15 protein-coding genes are annotated in these 15,875 nt (G+C 73.5%); 5 read left to right on the forward strand and 10 right to left on the reverse strand.

Going from position 1 to position 15,875, the window contains the following annotated elements:
* Positions 1-516: IS5 family transposase (locus tag ACFVSN_RS16900; protein WP_387955611.1), on the forward strand; the 516-nt coding region annotated here is incomplete at its 5' end.
* 63 nt (positions 517-579) lie between these two features.
* Here the strand turns inward: ACFVSN_RS16900 and ACFVSN_RS16905 are convergent.
* On the reverse strand, positions 580-1,341 hold the full coding sequence (locus ACFVSN_RS16905) for a polysaccharide deacetylase family protein (protein WP_387955612.1): 762 nt from the start codon (positions 1,339-1,341) through the stop codon (positions 580-582).
* An 11-nt stretch (positions 1,342-1,352) separates the two neighbouring features.
* A complete protein-coding gene (locus ACFVSN_RS16910) occupies positions 1,353-3,257 on the reverse strand; it encodes a glycosyltransferase (RefSeq protein ID WP_387955614.1) in 1,905 nt (634 codons plus the stop codon).
* A gap of 418 nt (positions 3,258-3,675) precedes the next feature.
* Here ACFVSN_RS16910 and ACFVSN_RS16915 point away from each other — a divergent pair, with 418 nt between their 5' ends.
* The gene (locus ACFVSN_RS16915) at positions 3,676-4,320 is read left to right on the forward strand and encodes a hypothetical protein (RefSeq protein WP_387955615.1); all 645 of its coding nucleotides are present in this window, start codon (positions 3,676-3,678) and stop codon (positions 4,318-4,320) included.
* Positions 4,321-4,430: 110 nt separating this feature from the next.
* On the opposite strand, the gene ACFVSN_RS16920 is transcribed toward ACFVSN_RS16915, so the two are convergent.
* Together ACFVSN_RS16920 and ACFVSN_RS16925 are read right to left on the reverse strand one after the other, a co-directional pair.
* Positions 4,431-5,453: a polyprenyl synthetase family protein gene (locus ACFVSN_RS16920; RefSeq protein ID WP_387955617.1), complete on the reverse strand. Its 1,023-nt coding sequence runs from the start codon at positions 5,451-5,453 to the stop codon at positions 4,431-4,433.
* 242 nt (positions 5,454-5,695) lie between these two features.
* Positions 5,696-7,159 carry a glycosyltransferase family 39 protein gene (locus ACFVSN_RS16925; protein ID WP_387955619.1) on the reverse strand — a complete coding sequence of 488 codons (1,464 nt, stop codon included), beginning with the start codon at positions 7,157-7,159 and terminating at the stop codon, positions 5,696-5,698.
* Between the two features lie 271 nt (positions 7,160-7,430).
* On the opposite strand from ACFVSN_RS16925, the gene ACFVSN_RS16930 reads away from it, so the two are divergent.
* Positions 7,431-7,853, forward strand: coding sequence for a DUF3592 domain-containing protein (locus tag ACFVSN_RS16930; protein ID WP_387955621.1), 423 nt, complete (start codon positions 7,431-7,433; stop codon positions 7,851-7,853).
* A gap of 40 nt (positions 7,854-7,893) precedes the next feature.
* On the opposite strand, the gene ACFVSN_RS16935 is transcribed toward ACFVSN_RS16930, so the two are convergent.
* Positions 7,894-8,259, reverse strand: coding sequence for an iron chaperone (locus ACFVSN_RS16935; protein ID WP_387955623.1), 366 nt, complete (start codon positions 8,257-8,259; stop codon positions 7,894-7,896).
* 115 nt (positions 8,260-8,374) lie between these two features.
* Between ACFVSN_RS16935 and ACFVSN_RS16940 the strand changes: the two genes are divergently transcribed.
* On the forward strand, positions 8,375-11,131 hold the full coding sequence (locus tag ACFVSN_RS16940) for a LuxR C-terminal-related transcriptional regulator (RefSeq protein WP_387955625.1): 2,757 nt from the start codon (positions 8,375-8,377) through the stop codon (positions 11,129-11,131).
* A 20-nt stretch (positions 11,132-11,151) separates the two neighbouring features.
* Here the strand turns inward: ACFVSN_RS16940 and ACFVSN_RS16945 are convergent, their stop codons facing one another.
* The 5 genes from ACFVSN_RS16945 to ACFVSN_RS16965 all read right to left on the reverse strand — a co-directional run bounded on the left by ACFVSN_RS16945 (position 11,152) and on the right by ACFVSN_RS16965 (position 15,366).
* Positions 11,152-11,856, reverse strand: a complete 705-nt coding sequence (locus ACFVSN_RS16945; protein WP_387955627.1) for a hypothetical protein — start codon at positions 11,854-11,856, stop codon at positions 11,152-11,154.
* Positions 11,853-12,299 carry a hypothetical protein gene (locus ACFVSN_RS16950; protein ID WP_387955629.1) on the reverse strand — a complete coding sequence of 149 codons (447 nt, stop codon included), beginning with the start codon at positions 12,297-12,299 and terminating at the stop codon, positions 11,853-11,855. Before ACFVSN_RS16950 ends, ACFVSN_RS16945 begins: the two co-directional genes overlap by 4 nt.
* Positions 12,300-12,376: 77 nt before the next feature.
* On the reverse strand, positions 12,377-13,042 hold the full coding sequence (locus tag ACFVSN_RS16955; protein ID WP_387955631.1) for a hypothetical protein: 666 nt from the start codon (positions 13,040-13,042) through the stop codon (positions 12,377-12,379).
* 218 nt (positions 13,043-13,260) lie between these two features.
* The gene (locus ACFVSN_RS16960) at positions 13,261-14,793 is read right to left on the reverse strand and encodes a DEAD/DEAH box helicase (RefSeq protein WP_387955633.1); all 1,533 of its coding nucleotides are present in this window, start codon (positions 14,791-14,793) and stop codon (positions 13,261-13,263) included.
* 369 nt (positions 14,794-15,162) lie between these two features.
* The gene (locus ACFVSN_RS16965; protein WP_359959873.1) at positions 15,163-15,366 is read right to left on the reverse strand and encodes a cold-shock protein; all 204 of its coding nucleotides are present in this window, start codon (positions 15,364-15,366) and stop codon (positions 15,163-15,165) included.
* A 256-nt stretch (positions 15,367-15,622) separates the two neighbouring features.
* Between ACFVSN_RS16965 and ACFVSN_RS16970 the strand changes: the two genes are divergently transcribed.
* Positions 15,623-15,862: a hypothetical protein gene (locus ACFVSN_RS16970; protein ID WP_380444666.1), complete on the forward strand. Its 240-nt coding sequence runs from the start codon at positions 15,623-15,625 to the stop codon at positions 15,860-15,862.
* Positions 15,863-15,875 lie beyond the last annotated feature (13 nt).

Genomic DNA, 15,875 nt, shown 5'->3' on the forward strand with positions numbered 1-15,875 from the left:
AGGGGGATCCCGGCGCGGCACCGGAGCGACGAAGGCCTCGGCCGCTCCCGCGGAGGACTGACCACCAAGATCCATCTGGCCTGCGAGGGCGGCCGGCGCCCGCTGGCCCTGCTCGTCACACCGGGCCAGACCGGCGACTCCACACAGTTCGAGGCCGTCATGGAACGGATCAGGGTCCCGCGACCGGGCGGCGGCCGGCCGCGCACCAGGCCGGACCACGTCACCGCGGACAAGGCCTACAGCGCGCGCCGCATCCGCGTCTACCTGCGCCGACGCGCAATCAGCCACACCATCCCCGAGCCCCGCGACCAGCGGGCCAACCGCCTGCGGCGAGGCAGCCGGGGCGGCCGGCCCACCGGATTCGACAAGGAGACCTACAAGAGGCGCAACGAAGTCGAGCGCACAATCCACCGCCTCAAGGGCTTCCGAGCGGTCGCCACCCGGTACGACAAGCGCGCCTACGTCTTCCACGGCACCGTCACCGTCGCATCAATCCGACTCTGGCTCCGACGATGATCCGCCGTACAGAACCTAGCCCGGCGGGGCGGCAGCTCCCGCTGGCGCGCCGGGGCTGCCCGTTCAGGCGGCTTCCGTGCCGGGGGTCGGCCAGCCCGGGGTGTTCGGGAGGCCGTGGTCGCGCAGTGGGCCGACCTGCCAGCCCTTGGCGGCGCAGTGGTCGAGGAGGGTGGGCAGGGCGCCGAGGGCGGACTGCCAGGCGGCGGGGGCGGAGGTGCAGTCGGAGTCGTGCAGGAGGATCGTGCCTCCGCCGTGCAGGTCGGCGGTGACCGTGCGGTGGACCGAGTCGGCGGTGGCGCGGCTCGTCCAGTCCTCGCCCCAGCTCGTCCACAGCACGGGGGTGAGCCTGAGCCTGCGTGCGGACAGGTGGGCGGCGGTGGTCATGACGCCGTACGGGGGCCGGAACCACTGCGGTGCCCGGCCGGTGAGGTCGGCGATCGTGTCGCGGGCGCGGCGCAGGTCCTGGTACGTGGCGCGGGGGCCGCGCAGCAGCAGCGGGCGGTGGGCCCAGCCGTGCACGGCGATCTCGTGGCCGGCGTCGGCGATCTCCTGCACCAGGCCCGGGGACTTGTCGGCCATCGAGCCGAGGAGGAAGAACGTGGCCTGCACGTCGTATTTCTGAAGGATCGTCAGGAAGTGCGGCGTGGAGAACGGGTCGGGGCCGTCGTCGAAGGTGAGGGCGACGTGGTCGGGGCGGCCGGTCCCGGCGAGGCGGGGCATCAGGCGGTTGCGCAGCGGTCCGAAGGTGGAGATGACGGGGGCCGCCTGGATGGCGGTGAGCGCGGCTGCGGCGGTGCCGATGCGCAGGAGCGTGCGGGGCTTCATCGAGTACGGCCTCAGGAAAGGGTGGTGAGCGCGCCGAGGCGCGGGAGCCGGTGTGGGGTGGTGGCCAGGCGGTGCAGGGTGGCGGAGAGGTCCGCCGGGTGGGCGTCGCCGCATTCGACCAGGACGACCTGGCCGGGCCGCACGGCGGGAGTGGTGGAGCTGCCGCAGGCGATCCGGGCGTCGGGGACCACCACGTGCTCGTGGTGGTAGGCGGCCAGGCCGAGGTCGAGGGCGTCCAGGTCGGTGCCGGAGAGGAAGAACCTGGCGGCCGCGCCGGTGGCCGAGCGCAGGGCGGTGGCACCGGCTTCGACGGAGTCGCGGCGGGTGACGATCCCGGTCGCGTACGGCGGGCCGTAGCCGGCGTTGACCACGGTGAGTCCGGCGCTCGCGAGGCGGCGCACCTCGCCGGGGTCGGCGGCGGCCTCGGCCGCGTCGATGGAGACGGCCGCCTTCTCGGCCACCAGGGTGCGCAGTGTCGCGTCGTCGAGGCGACCGTTGTGCGGCGGGTGGACGACGAGGTAGGCCCGGCCGGTGTGGTCGGGGTCGACGGTGTCGAATCCCCCGTAGGCGACGGCGAGTTGGGTGCCGCCGGTGGCCAGCCAGGCGGTCGCGGCGAGGGCTGCGGCCGCGATGCCGAGCTTGCGGACGGGGCGGCGCGGAGCGGGTGCGGTCGCCCGGCCCGGATGACGCCGCTGCGCCGGGATCGCGGGGGCCAGGGGGATCGCGGGGGAGGTCGTGGTGGCACCGGAGCGCTCGGCGGCGTACTGCTCGGCGACGGCCGCGATGGCGTTCGCGGGGCCGGTCGCCTCGCGGTGCAGGGCCAGCCCGGCCTCGCGGTACCGGCGCCGGGTGATGCCGTCGACCATGGCGGCGAGGACGGGCTTGAGGTCGGCCGGGTCCTCGATCCAGGGGGCGAGGCCGGCCTCGTCCAGGGCGGCGGCGTTGGTCTGGCCGTGGCCGGGTATGCAGCGGTAGCTGACGGCCGGCAGGCCGCAGGCGAAGGCCTCCAGGGAGGTCAGGCCGCCGGCGTTCTGCACCAGCACGTCGCAGGCGTGCATCAGGCCGGGCATGTCGTCGACCCAGCCGAAGGCGTGGTCGATGCCGTCCGCCCGCAGCCGCGCCGCCAGGGGGCCGTTCTTCCCGCACACCACCACCGGCACGGCCGCGCCGGTGTCACGGATCTCGGCCGCCACCTTCGCCACCTCGCCGACTCCCCAGGAGCCGGCCACCAGCAGCGCCAGCGGCGCGTCCGCCGGGAGGCCGAACCGGGCCCGGGCGGCGCTGCGCTGGGCGTCGGTGGCCAGGGTGAACCGGGGATCGACCACCGGGCCGGAGACCACCACCCGCTCGGCGCCGTGCTCGCGGGCCTGCCCGGCCGGGACGGGATGCGCCGCCAGGTGCAGATCGGCACCGGGAGCCACCCACAGGGGATGCACGGAGAAGTCCGTCAGGTAGACGGCGGCGGGCACCGCCAGGCGTCCCCGGCGGCGCAGGGTGCCGAGCACCTGCCCGGCGAGCGGGTACGTCGCCACCACCGCGAGGGTGTCCGGCGGTAGCCGGCGCAGGAGCCGCCGGTGGCTGCTGCGCTGCATCAGCCGGATCATGAGGCCCGGACGCCCGGCGTTCTCGGTGGCCGAATAGATCCGTTGGTAGGCGGAGGGGGCGATGGTCAGCAGCAGCCGGTAGCTGTCCGAGACCAGTCGCCCGAAGCCGGCGGGTATCAGGTCCAGGAAGTCGTGGCGGTCGACCGAGAAGCCCAAATGAGAGAGCCGAAGGGCGAGTTGGGCCGCAGCCCCGTCGTGCCCTGCGCCCACGCTCGCGGAGACGATCACGACGCGCCCGGTGGTGGAACCGGGCGGGCAGGAGGGGGCGGCGTGGTGCGCCGGTGCCTCCCGGAGGTCTGGGGGTTGCGACACGGTCGGCCGATCTTCTCGCGCTGGCGGGGTAGGGGGCGGGGTGAGGCGGGGTGACCTCCGGCGCCTGGTGCCGCCGTCGGGGCTTGCGGGAACCGCGCGTCGGGATGCGGCGCACGGAACGCCGATGCCCACGGGCCGTCCCGGACCGGCCGGGCGGCGGTGGCCGTCGTTCAACCGGCGCTCACTCTACAGCTTTTGGCACGACTGTCTACAGGGCTGTAGAAGCTTGTCGGGTACCTGCTGGAAGCTTGTCGAGTACCTGCTCGCCCGCCGCTCGCCCGCCCGCTGTCCGCCCGCCGCTCGCCCGTGGAATCCCGCTCGGCGGCAGTGCTTGCCCTGGTGATCGACCGGTGTGCCATGATCCCGTGGTTCGCACGGGGCCGGGGACCACGCGGCCCGGCACGGTAACGGGGGATTCATGACGATTCATCGACTGACGAAGCAGGTCGCGGCGCTCGGCATCGCGATCACGGCACTCGCGGGTTGCAGCAGTGGTCCGATCGGTGCCGGCCCGGGAGGCGCAGCACCGCACCCGACAACGCTCGTCGCCGTCTCCCCGAGCCCGTCGCCCTTCCCGTCCCCCACGGGGCCGGCGATCCACGGTGACACGATCAAGGCCCAGGTCGTCAGTGTCGGGACCAGCGCCGCACTCCCCGGAGTCGCGGCCCCCGCGGGGAAGACCGCCCTGCTGGTCCGGCTCAAGGTCACCTCGGACCCCGAGGGCCGTACCGCCAGGTCGCCCATGTTCATGGCCTGGGCCATCAGGTACCCCGCCTGCGAGAGCATCCCCGGGACGGGCTGCTGGAACGTCGACGGGGAGTCGCACTTCCTGACCGAGGCCGATGCCCGTGCCGGACACACCTTCGGCGCGGTGTGGCCGGGACGCCCCCTCGAAGCCGACACGGCCTACTTCGCATACATCTGGAAGTTCGTGCCCGAGGGCGACGACCTGCACGAGGCCAAGCTGTGCACCTTCGCCGGGACCGGGGAGTGCATCCCCCTCGGCCCGGTCACGGCGCTGGCCCCGCAGGACGTCCGCTCCCTCGACCTCGCCCAGTACTGACGGTCTCCACGAGAAGGCGGCGGATCGTCGGCGGTGAGACGGCGAACACCGCTGCGCCCCGCCCCTCCTCCTGCGGTCCCCTGTGCTCCCGACCCCGGATCGTGCGCCCGTCAGGGCAGTTCGTCGGCGATGGCGGCGACGAACGCGGCGAGCTCGGCCCGCGCGACGGGGTCCGGTACGGCCTGCGGCAGGATCGCGTGGGCCAGCCGGATGTGTTCCCGGATCCGCCCCTCCAGCCAGGCGCGGCCCCGGCACTCCTCGATGAGGCCGGCGACGTGCCGGAGCTGGTCGAGGGTGGGCACGGCGGTGTCGTCGTAGAAGGCGGCGAGCTGGTCGCGGGCCGGTCCGTCGGACCGGAGGGCGACCGCGACGAAGGCCCGGGACTTGCGTCGCCGCAGGTCGGCCAGCGGGTCCTCGAGGGTGTCGCGGGAGGTGCCCCAGACGCCCTCCCAGTCGTCGAAGAAGGCCATGGCCATGCCGGCGTGGTAGCCGAACCGTTCGGCCGCGACCAGCTCCTCCTCGCCGGCGCCGCGCACCAGGGCGCCGGCGAGGCACACCCCGGCGGTGGGGAGGGCGATGGTGCTCTCCAGCAGTTCCAGCGAGAGCTCCAGGCTCATCCGGGACGAGCCCTCCGACTCCAGGTCGCGGATCTGCCCCGAGCAGCACTCCCGGATGGCGCGGGCGGCGCGCCGGATCAGCTCGGTGGAGACCCGGTCGCCCTCCTCGGCGAGGAGCTCGAACGCGAGGCAGTGCAGGGCGACCCCGACCTGGATCGCGGCCGGCACGCCGAAGGCCGTCCAGAGGGTCGGCCGGCCCTTGCGGACCATCTCCTGGTCGATGACGTCGTCGTGGACGGTCCCGGCGGCCGACATCAGGGTGCCGGCGACGGCGGCCGTCCGGACGGCCTCCCACGCCTGCGGGCCGCTGCCCGCGCACAGCAGGGCGACCAGCGCCGGCCGCCGACGAAAGCCGACCGGTGTCGTCGGGCGGCCCTCGGCGTCGACCCACCCGAAGTGGTACTCCGTCATCCGCCGGACGGGTTCGTCGAGCCGGGCCGTCGCTGCGCGCAGCGCGGGCTCCATGAAGGCGATGACGTCCCGGGTGATCTGCGGTGAGGTGCGAACGGTCTGCACGGAGGTCTCCGACGTTCTCTGGAGGGCTGATGAAGATCTTGGTGCGATCCGGCCTGCCGCGGTCAGGCGGCAGTCCGGACCTGCCAGGGCATCGGAGGGTTCGGCGTCCTGCCCGGCGACCAGCGCGAGGAACCGGCCGCGTTCGCGGCCTTCTCGCCCAGTGGCTGCTCGGGCAGGTGCCCGAGCAGCCGCAGCGCGTCATCGGCCTCGGCGTCGAGCCGAAACCCGTGTCGGCGAGGATGTCAAGGGATCCGTGCCAGTAGCGCCACCGTCACACCGGGAACGCGTTCCGCGCCGTAGGGCTTGTACTTTGTGCGCAGCGCATCCGCCTGGTCCTTCGGGATGGCGTCCAGGGGGTCCGGTCTGTTGCCCGGGACTACCAGCCAGATGCGGCTCTCGTCCCGCAGGCACTCGGCCGGCTTCGGGCAGTACGTCGGGAACAGCTCGTTGTTGTCGGCGGCCGAGGCCTTCAGGAAGACCTCTCGCATCTTCAGGTCGTGCGGAAGGTAGTAGCGGACCCCTTGGTCGAGCATCCACGCAGGCCCGTCCCGGTTGAAGACCACTGCCTCCCCCGGGCGGTGGTACTTCATGATGGTCCGCGCCGCCGCCACGTAATCCGTCGGTACGTCGTCATGGTGTGCGTACGGCTCCCTCAGCTTGTGCTGCTCGGGGAGTACGAGCAGAGCAATCGCGGCGATGGCTGCCGCGGCCGTTGCGCAGGACGGCGCCGCCGTGGCCAGTCCTGCCCCCGCCAGCACGGCCCAGGCCGGCAGGGTGATCAGCAGGTACTGGAAGCGGAAGTAGGAGATGTCCCCTTGGGATGCCACCCACACGACCAGTGGGGGCAGCACGGCCAGGGCGACGCACAGCACGAAGGCATCGCGGCGCTCCTTCGGCGCCACCACGGCCAGCGTGATCACCGCTCCTGCACACAGTGCCGAGGCGAACAGCTTCGGCCAGATGTCGACCAGACCCCACGCGTCCGGCCGGGGGACGTACCAGAGCTGCCGTCCCACCTGCGACCTGCCCGACAGTGCCAGCGGGACCACACAGGCCGCACCGGCCACCACCGCGAGGCCGAAGCCCCACAGCGCCCCGCGCTCGTACCGGCTTCGTACGGCCATGGCGAGCAGGTGCCCCAGCAGGACGGTCAGCGCCACGAGATGCAGCAGTCCGACACCCACCAGACTGAGTGAATACGCCGCCCAGCGTCCCCACCTGTGCGGCGCCTCCCAGGCCCGGAGCAGCAGAAACATCGCCAAAGCGGTGGCCAGGACCACCAGGGCGTAACTGCGGGCCTCGTGGGCGTACCGGCTCACGGCGGGGATCAGGGCGAACAGGAGTCCGCCGTACATCCCGGCCTGTCGGTCGAACAGCCGATGTCCGATCAGTGCCACCAGAACGGCTGTCCCGACCATGGCCAGTGCCGAGGGCAGGCGCAGGGCCGGCACGGAGTCGCCGAAGATCGCCATCCACCCGTGCATCAGGATGTAGTACGTGCCGTGGACCGCGTCGACGTTGTGCAGGGTGGCCAGAATCTGCCCGAGGTCGCGCCTGGCAACGTCCCAGGTGACCAGTTCGTCGGTCACCAGCTGCGGGCCGCTGATCCGGAACACGGCCACGGCGAGGGCGACCAGCGCCGGCCACAGCCACAGGCCGGCCGACCGTCTGGCGCGAGGTGGCCGGGCCTCGGTCGGATGGGTCACCTGGCCCGGACCAGGACGGGTGAGAATAGACATGGCACAGGCCTACCGCCCGCCGCGCGGCCCCCGCCCCAGCCGCCGGGCGATGGTCTCGGCTTTTCGCCCGTTCGGGGCTCCGGTCTTCCCCCGACTGGTCTATGCCACCGGCACCTGAGGTCCTGCAGGACGGGCCCGTGCCCGTGCCAGCGCGGTCGGGCCCCGCCCCGGGCGGGGGACCGGCGGTCGCGTAGCCTGGGCGGCCTCGTTCCTGCTACGGAAGACGGTGGGTCGCGCCATGCACGGCGACGGCGGGTTGTGGTTCCTTCTGGTGATGGGCGTCGGTGTGTGGGGCTTCTCCCTCACGAGCGCCGTTCGGCAGGTGCGCGCCCAGAGGGGGACCCGGGTCGTCGGCATGCTCCTCCAGTGCTTCCGCGAGCGCACGAACAAGGGAGGACCTCGCTGGAAGGGCGTCGTCCGGTTCCAGGCGCCGGAGGGCGGGGTGCACCGGCAGGAGGTGTACCTGTCGCGGCCCGGGGGACCGGGCAGCGAGGTGATCGTCTGCTACCCGCCCGGACGGCCGCAGCAGGCCCGGGAGGCCGGTGGCCGGCTGGGCTGGCAGTTCCCGATCATGGGGTTGCTGGTGGGAACCTGCTTCGTCGCCGCTGCGCTGCTCATCCTCTCCGGCACGCTCCACACGTCTCCGGTACCCCCGCGCTGACGCGACGCCGGCCGCGCGGTGCCCCCGTGACCGGCAGGAGTCAGCAGATCCTTCCGGGCCGGGCGGCGGTGGCCTTGAGCAGATCCCGCAGCAGGCCGAAGTCGATGTCCTCCGGTTTGCGGAACCGCAGACAACCCTTGCCCATGTCCTGCCCGGCCAGCCGCTCCTCGAACGCCTCGCGGACGTCACTGCGCATGAGGTAGAAGGAGAAGTACTGCTTCTGGCGGGCGAACGCGACTTCGCAGGCGCCGTCCCGCTCGTACGCGGGCATCCCGTACGCCATGACCTCGTCGAAGCCCGCCAATTCCTCGCGGCACAGCTGCCGCACCTCGGCCAGGACGGCCCGGTGCTCCTCGGGAACCTCGATCAGGTAGCCGTCGACGTCGACGGCCTTGCTCTGCACCATTCCGGGAGGTTATGCCGGATTCGAGGTCCTCATCAACAGGGCGAGACGGCCCCGGGGCGGCCCGGGACACGGTCGCGCGATGTCGGCGTCAGCCGGGGCCGCTACTGTGCCGGTCATGTCGGACGAGATACGGAACGGCGGCCCGCTCATCAGGGGCCTGCCGGCGCGGGACGCGGTCGCCGGAGGGCGCCGGATCCTGGGGCGGGCGCGGGAGACCGAGGCGCTGCTGGCGGTGCTGGACGGCCTGGGGTCGGCCGGCGGGCGGGCGATCGCGCTGGTGGGGGACCCGGGCATCGGCAAGAGCACATTGATGTTCGCGGCGGCCGCGCACGCCAGGGCCGCGGGGGTCCGGGTGGCTGCGGCCCAGGGGCAGTACGAGATCGCGGCCGCGCTCCCGGGCTTCCGGCCGCTGCTCGACGACAACTGCGACGTGCGCCGGCAGGTGGCGCGAGGCGGTGCCGCCGTGGTGGTCCTGGACGACGTGCACCAGCTCGCCGCCGACCAGATCCCGGGCCTGGAGCGGATGATCCACGCGGCGGCGACCGGCCCGCTGCTCTGCCTGCTGGCCTACCGGCAGCGCCAGCTGTCGCCCGGTGAGCTCCCCGGTGTGAACCGCCTCGCGGACGTGAACCGCCCCGACGAGGCGCACCGCTTCGACGACGTACACCGCTTCGACGCGCTGTACCGGGAGAGCCTCGGCAACCCGCAGTACCTCCGGATCCTGGCCGCCGACGGCGAGGCGATCGCCGAGGCCGGCACGGCGGTGCTCGGTGAGCTCGCCGCCCTCGACGACACCGCGCTCGCCGCGGTCCAGGCCGCCGCGGTGCTCGGCGAGCCGTTCCACCCGGAGCTGCTCGCCGCCGTCGCGGGACTGGAACCGGCCGAGACCATGCGGGCGGTGGACACCCTCACCGGTCTCGACCTGCTGCGCCCGGCCGAACGCGCGCCGCAGCTGGTGCTGCGTCACCGGGCGGTGGCCGAGGTCGTGCACCAGCGCCTCGAACCCAGCCGGCGCCTGACGCTGCACCGCAGCGCCGCGGCCGCGCTCGCCGAGCGGGCGGCGCCGATCGCCCGGCGGGCCCACCACGTGGCACGGGCCGCCGATCCCGGCGCGCCGGAGCACGTCACGACCCTGATCGCCGCCGCGCGCAATGCGCTGCACACCTCTCCCGCGACGTCGGCCGAGTACCTCTCGGCCGCCTTGTCGCTGCTCCGGGAGGGCGAGGAGCACTGGCACGAGGCACGGGTGCTGCTCGCACGGACCCGGCTGCTGACCGGGGACGCCGACGAGAGCCGGGCCCTGCTCGACGCGCTGCGCCCGTCCCCGGCCGGCGGGCCGCCGCGCGGGACCGAGGACCCGGGCGCGATCGCCGACGCGAGCCGCGTCGAACGGCGGCTCGGCCGCCTCACCGAAGCCGGTGCCATGGCCCGCGCCGGGCTCGCCGCACTGGCCGGCCGCGACTGCGCCACGGCCGCCGCCCTGCACGCCGAACTGGCCGACTGCGCCTACGACGCGCGGGACTACGAGAGCTGCCGGCAGCACGCCGGGACGGCCGCCGCGATCGCGCACCGCAACCACGACCCGGTCGGCGAGGCCAAGTCCCTGGCCCAGGCCTCCCTCGCCCACCTCTTCACCGCGGACCTGCCGGCGGCCGAGCGGGCGGCGGACAGCGCGGCCGAACTCATCGACGCCACCTCCGACGCCACCCTGCTGACCAACCTGGAGGCCCTGTACCAGCTGGGCACGACCGAAGGGATCCTCGGGCGCCCGGGCGCGGCCGAACGCCACCTCGGCCGCGGCACGGCGCTGTCCCGGCGCACCGGGCAGTCCTACATCCGGCCCACGCTGCTCATGGCGCTGGCCAACGTCCAACTGCGCGGCGGGAACCTGTGCAGCGCGCTCGCCACGCTCGACGACGCCACCCGCAACGCCGAGTTCGACGACAATCCCGCGACCCGGGCGGTCCTGACGGTGCTCCGCGCCGAGGCCCTGCTGTGGCTGAACGGCGCACCCGACCTGCCCGAGGTGCTCGCCCTGGCCGATCGCGCCGCGGCGCTCGCCGACGGTGCGCCGACCGCCTGGGCCGTCGACGTCCGCTGCCTCCACGCCGAACTGGTGCTGCTCACCGGCGACCCGGCCGGGGCCGGCCGGCTGCTGCTGGACGCCGCGGGCGGCCACGAGCTGCCCCGGATCACCGTGTGGCGTCGGCCGCGCTTCTGCGACCTGCTGGTGCAGAGCGCGCTGGCCGAAGGCGACCTGGCGATGGCCGAGCACTGGGCGCGCCTCGCCGAGGCCGACGTCGCGGAGCTTCCCTCCGCGAGCGGGCGCGGGTTCGCAGGGCGTGCGCGGATGCGGGTCCACGCGGCGCGCGGGCGCTTTGAGGAGGCGGCGCTCACCGCCCGGGCCGCGATCGCGGGTTTCACCGCCGGCGGCGAGCGCGTCGAACTGTGCCGCACGCTGCTCGCGGTGGCCGCGCTCGCGCTGGACGCGGGGCGGACCGATGAGGTGGGCGACTGGCTGGACCGAGCGACGGTGGCGGCCCGGCAGTGCGGCTCGGCCCGGTTGGCCGAGGAGATCGGCCACCAGCGGGGCCGGCTCGCCGCGCGCACCGGGCTGAGCGGTGCGGCGCAGGATGCCGGCGGCCGCGACGCCCCCGACCCGTCGGCGGTGCTGGCCGTGCTCACCGGACGGGAACGGGAGATCGCCCGCCTGGCCGGCACCGGTCTGACGAGCGGTGAGATCGCCGGCACGCTGGTCCTCAGCGTACGGACGGTCGACGGTCACCTCGGCCGGATCTACCGCAAACTCGGTGTCGCCAACCGGGCGAGCCTCACCCGCGCCCTGCTGATCGAGGCGCCGGGCGCGGGGTGAGGCGGTCGTGGTTCAGTCGCTCAGCCGCCCACGCCCCGGGCGAGGGCGGTGAGTTGGTCCCGCATGGTGACCGCGTGGTCGAGTGAGGTGCGGACGAACGGGAACCCCCGCTGCCGCATCACGAACGTGACGTGCTGCCCGTCGCCGACCAGGTGCACGCCCGAAGGGACGAGCGGGGCGAAACCCTCCAACAGGCCGCCGAGCAGCTCGGCCATGGCGGGTGCGGAGGTGGTGACGAGGTAGGCGGCGTCGACCGCGGGCCGTCCGGTGTCCATCGCGGGCAGTTCGTGCAGGCGGTCGATGCTGCCGTGCGGGACCTTGCGGGACGTCACCTCGAAGGGCGGGAACGGCCGTCGCGCCCGAACGGTCATCCCGCAGGCGAACCGTTCGTCCCGGGTGACCGAGCCGAGGCCCCGGACCGACTGCTCCCGGTACTCGTAGGAGAGCTCGACCGGCGCTCCCTGCGGTGAGCCGGCCAGCCGGACCCGGACGAGCAGGGGCCGGTCCGGCGCATGGCCGCGCCGCATCTCGGGGTTCGCGATCCGCACGCCCAGGTTCGTCGCCGGGTCGCCCTGGACGAGGTCGAGCCCGAGCAGCCAGGCCAGGTGTCCCGCCTGGTACCGGGCGTACGTGCGGCTGCTCCCGCGCGTCAGCAGCGTGCCCCGGGCCAGGACGAATCCGCCGATCAGGACGCCGATCGCGGGGATGATCAGGGCGGCGGTCACCGGGCGCTCCGTCCGGTCGTGTCCGGCGGCTGCCAGGCGGGTACCGGAGCGGGCTCCGCGCCGGCCAGGAGCCTCGCGAGCCGCGGCGTGTCCTGGACCGGTCCGACGAGGACTTCGTGCCCGCTGAGCAGGGTCACCGTCACGGCGTCGTAGGTGCCCAGCAGGAAGCTGCTGACCCTGGTGCGTTGCACACCCCTGATCTCGGCGTACCGGAAGCTCCGCGTTCCGGTCGGGCGCCGCCAGACGAAGCCCTGCTGGTGGACCTCCACCTCGTGCCGCCACGCCAGGACGGACGGCGACCAGGCCAGGACGCCCACCGCCAGGCCGTACAGCCCGTTGAGGAGCGCTCCCGTGACGACTCCGGCCACTCCCGCGATCAGCGCCAGCGACCCGATGTAGGGCAGGTAGCCGCCGAACCGGAGGGTACCCCGGAAGTGCGCCACGACAGGGCCGAGGCGGGATTCGCCATGCTGCGATTCGCCATGCTCCGACTCGCCGTGCCGGGACCCGCTGCGCCGGGTCATTTGAGCACCGAGCCGGTGAGCTTGGCGCCGGTTCCGTTGTCGACGGCACAGGTGACCTTGCGGTCGAAGTGCTGCCAGGAGCCTGCGGTCGGGACGAAGTCCACGATGTTCGCACCGCTGCCGAGCTTGGTCCGGTCGACGTTCGGGCCCGCGGACAGCTTCTGACACGCCGCGGCGGCCTCGTCCTTGATCTTCGCCTCGTCGTACGAGGAGTCGGTGAGCATGGAGTAGCCGATCACCTGGGCGTCGTGCGGGTCGCCGCACGGGACGGCCGAGACCCCGTCCACCTGCTGCTGGGCGGCGCCGCTCGGCTCGTCGAAGCACTGGCCGGTGGTCAGGCTGCGGAGGCCGAGGTCACCGCCCTTGGTGACGTTGCCGTTGCCGTCGACCTGCGCGTCCGGGGCCAGGTGGGGGCGGTTCAGGACGAGGAAGCCGGTGAGGCCGAGCATGCAGCAGAACAGCACGCCCAGGACCGCGAAGTAGGCGGTCCGGAAGGGGCGGCGCTTCGGCTTCGCCGGCGCGAAGTATCCGGGCGGCGCCGTGGCGGGCCGGCCGTACTGCTGCCCGGCCGACCGGCCGGGCGGGTCCTCCTGGCCGAACTGCCAGGTGTCGTCCGTGAGTTGCCGGACATCCGGGTCGTTCTGGTTGTGCGGTGCAGCCATCGCCTTGTCGTCACCTCTCCGCGTTCACTCGTGTTGCCAGGCCGAGTATGGGGAGGCGGGCTGTGCCGCGGCATCGGTAGAACTACGCGGTTCGACTACGTAATCCTCTACGCAATCCTCGGACGCGGAACGGCCCGCCGAGGTCGCGCGCACCCCGTTCGGTCCGGACGGCAGGGTCCGGTCCAGGGTGAGCGCGACCTCGGCGGGCCGGCGTCGGGTTACGCGGCGCGTGCGGCGGTCCTGGGCGGCCGGCGGCGGCCGGCGGAGCCTTGATCGCCGCGGCCGGAGGCGGAGCGGGTGTCCCCGCCGGCGCCGGGGCGGCCGCGGCGGCCGCGGCTCGTCGACGCGCTGCGGCGCGGCCGCTCGACCACGGGGTCGGCGATGACGACGGGCACGCCGGTGGGCACGCGGGCGCCGGTGATGCGGGCCAGGTCCTCGTCGCCGGCGCTGACCCTGGTGGTGACGGGGGTGATGCCGGCGGCGCTCATCAGGCGGGCCGTCGCGCGGCGCTGGCTGGGCAGGACCAGGGTGACGACGGTCCCGGACTCGCCGGCCCGGGCCGTGCGCCCGCCCCGGTGCAGGTAGTCCTTGTGGTCGCTCGGCGGGTCGAGGTTGACGACGAGGTCGAGCCCGTCGATGTGGATGCCCCGGGCCGCCACGTTGGTCGCGATCAGCGCGGTCACCTCGCCGGTGCGGAACTGGTCCAGGGTGCGGGTGCGCTGCGGCTGGGACTTGCCGCCGTGCAGGGCCGCGGCCTTCACGCCGTTCGCGAGCAGGTCCGTCACCAGGCGGTCCGCGCTGTCCCTGGTGTCGGCGAACATGATCAGTCCGCCGTCGCGGGAGGCGATGTGGGCGATCGTGGCGTTCTTGTCGACGTTCTGCACGTGCAGCACGTGGTGCTCCATGGTGCTGACCGTCGCCGCGGACGGGTCCACCGAGTGCGTGACCGGGTCCTTGAGGAACTGCCGCACGAGGCGGTCGACGTTGCGGTCCAGGGTGGCGGAGAAGAGCATGGTCTGGCCGCCCGCGGCGACCTGTTCGAGGAGCTCGGTGACCTGCGGCAGGAAGCCCATGTCGGCCATCTGGTCGGCCTCGTCGAGCACCGTGATGCCGACCCGGTCCAGCCGGCAGTCGCCGCGCTGGATCAGGTCCTTGAGCCGGCCCGGGGTGGCCACCACGATCTCGGCGCCGCGGTTCAGCAGCCAGGCCTGGCGGCTCATCGACGTCCCGCCCACCACGGTCGCCATCCGCAGGTGTACGGCGCGGGCGTAGGGGGCGAGGGCTTCGGAGACCTGCTGCGCGAGCTCGCGGGTGGGGACCAGGACCAGGGCCAGCGGGAGGCGCGGCTCGGCCCGCTGCCCGGCCGTGCGGGCCAGCACGGGGAGGCCGAACGCGATGGTCTTGCCGGAACCGGTCCGGCCCCGGCCGAGGAGATCGCGGCCGGCCAGCGAGTTCGGCAGCGTCGCGGCCTGGATCGGGAACGGCGCGGTGACGCCCTCGCGGGCCAGCACGGACAGCAGCGCCTTCGGCATGTCCAGCTCCTCGAAGGAGTCGACGGCCGGCAGCGCCGGGGTGGTGCTCACCGGCATCGCGAACTCGCCCTGGGCGGACGGGCCCTGAGGGGCGCTCCGGCCGGCGGGGCGGCGGCCTCCGGCGGGCCGGTCGCCGTAGAAGGAGCTTCCGCCGGAGCGGGAGCCCCGGGCGGAGCGGGAGTTGGCGTTCTGGTACGAAGAGCGACTGGAGCGGGCCATGCGGAGAACCTTCCTCGGGGCGGCACGTCACGAGGAAGGCTCCGGGGCGCGGGGCGCGGGCGGAGACCGCAAGGGAACGGGCCGAGAATGTGACGGGCGGAGCGTGGACGGTGGAACCGTGCGGCACGTCACCTACGGTCGGCGCTCACCGCGGAGGGCGGGAGCGGGGAACCTCGAACCGTGAGCTGTCACGGCAGGGCGCCGATCCCGACGCGGCGCTGTGCGTCTCGCGTGGGGATGGCCGCCGGTGGCGGAGCCAGGGCCTTGAACGGCCGGGGGGATGCGTCGTGGCGCGATGCCGAGGGGCCCGCACCGGGCGTGTGCGCGGTGCGGGCCCCTCGCTACCAGGCGGGTGCCGTGGCAGAAGTACTACAGCGGGCGGATGTTCTCGGCCTGCGGGCCCTTCTGGCCCTGCGCGACGTCGAACTCGACCTTCTGGCCCTCGAGCAGCTCACGGAAGCCGTTGGCGTTGATGTTCGAGTAGTGGGCGAAGACGTCGGGGCCGCCACCCTCCTGCTCGATGAAGCCGAAGCCCTTCTCCGAGTTGAACCACTTCACGGTGCCATTAGCCATAAAAATTACTCCTTCAAGGGGCTGTCCGAAGCCCGCACGGTGCGGGTTTCGAGTCGCCGCATGGAGTGCCCACCCGGGGAAGAGCCGGGAAAACAAAAAATGCGCCTGCAAAACATCGGCAGGCGCACACAAAGTTCTTGGGAACCACTACTGCAACTAAAACGACTCTAGCAGGCTCGGGCCTGCGACGGGTCGATTTTCCACGCCCGATTCCGGGAACGGGTTCCCGTGCCGCGGCCGGAGTACCGTGGAACACGTGGCGCACGAGCGCATGCGCGCGGCAGCCGACGACTCCTCGCAGAGCCCGGTCGGGGCTGTCGGCAGGGTGACGGTGCCCATTCCGCCGGGCGGTCCGGGCGAGGTCCTGGTCGCCCTGCGGGGCGGGTCGGAGGCGTTCGCGGCCTGGTGCTCGGAACCGGTCGGCCGGGACGTCCGGGTGGTCGTGGTGGACGCGATCTCGGCCCGCTCGGTGATCGTCGAGCTCCTGCCGCCCTAGGCGCGTGTCGGAA

This window comes from Kitasatospora sp. NPDC057904 (assembly GCF_042887925.1).
Lineage (GTDB): Bacteria > Actinomycetota > Actinomycetes > Streptomycetales > Streptomycetaceae > Kitasatospora.

What these genes read in the sequence shown, in the direction of transcription:
- ACFVSN_RS16940 (WP_387955625.1), top strand. Translation starts at nt 8,375, where the DNA reads ATGTCGGACGAGATACGGAACGGCGGCCCGCTCATCAGGGGCCTGCCG.
- ACFVSN_RS16960 (WP_387955633.1), bottom strand. Translation starts at nt 14,793, where the DNA reads ATGGCCCGCTCCAGTCGCTCTTCGTACCAGAACGCCAACTCCCGCTCC.
- ACFVSN_RS16955 (WP_387955631.1), bottom strand. Translation starts at nt 13,042, where the DNA reads ATGGCTGCACCGCACAACCAGAACGACCCGGATGTCCGGCAACTCACG.
- ACFVSN_RS16965 (WP_359959873.1), bottom strand. Translation starts at nt 15,366, where the DNA reads ATGGCTAATGGCACCGTGAAGTGGTTCAACTCGGAGAAGGGCTTCGGC.
- ACFVSN_RS16915 (WP_387955615.1), top strand. Translation starts at nt 3,676, where the DNA reads ATGACGATTCATCGACTGACGAAGCAGGTCGCGGCGCTCGGCATCGCG.
- ACFVSN_RS16930 (WP_387955621.1), top strand. Translation starts at nt 7,431, where the DNA reads ATGCACGGCGACGGCGGGTTGTGGTTCCTTCTGGTGATGGGCGTCGGT.
- ACFVSN_RS16935 (WP_387955623.1), bottom strand. Translation starts at nt 8,259, where the DNA reads ATGGTGCAGAGCAAGGCCGTCGACGTCGACGGCTACCTGATCGAGGTT.
- ACFVSN_RS16905 (WP_387955612.1), bottom strand. Translation starts at nt 1,341, where the DNA reads ATGAAGCCCCGCACGCTCCTGCGCATCGGCACCGCCGCAGCCGCGCTC.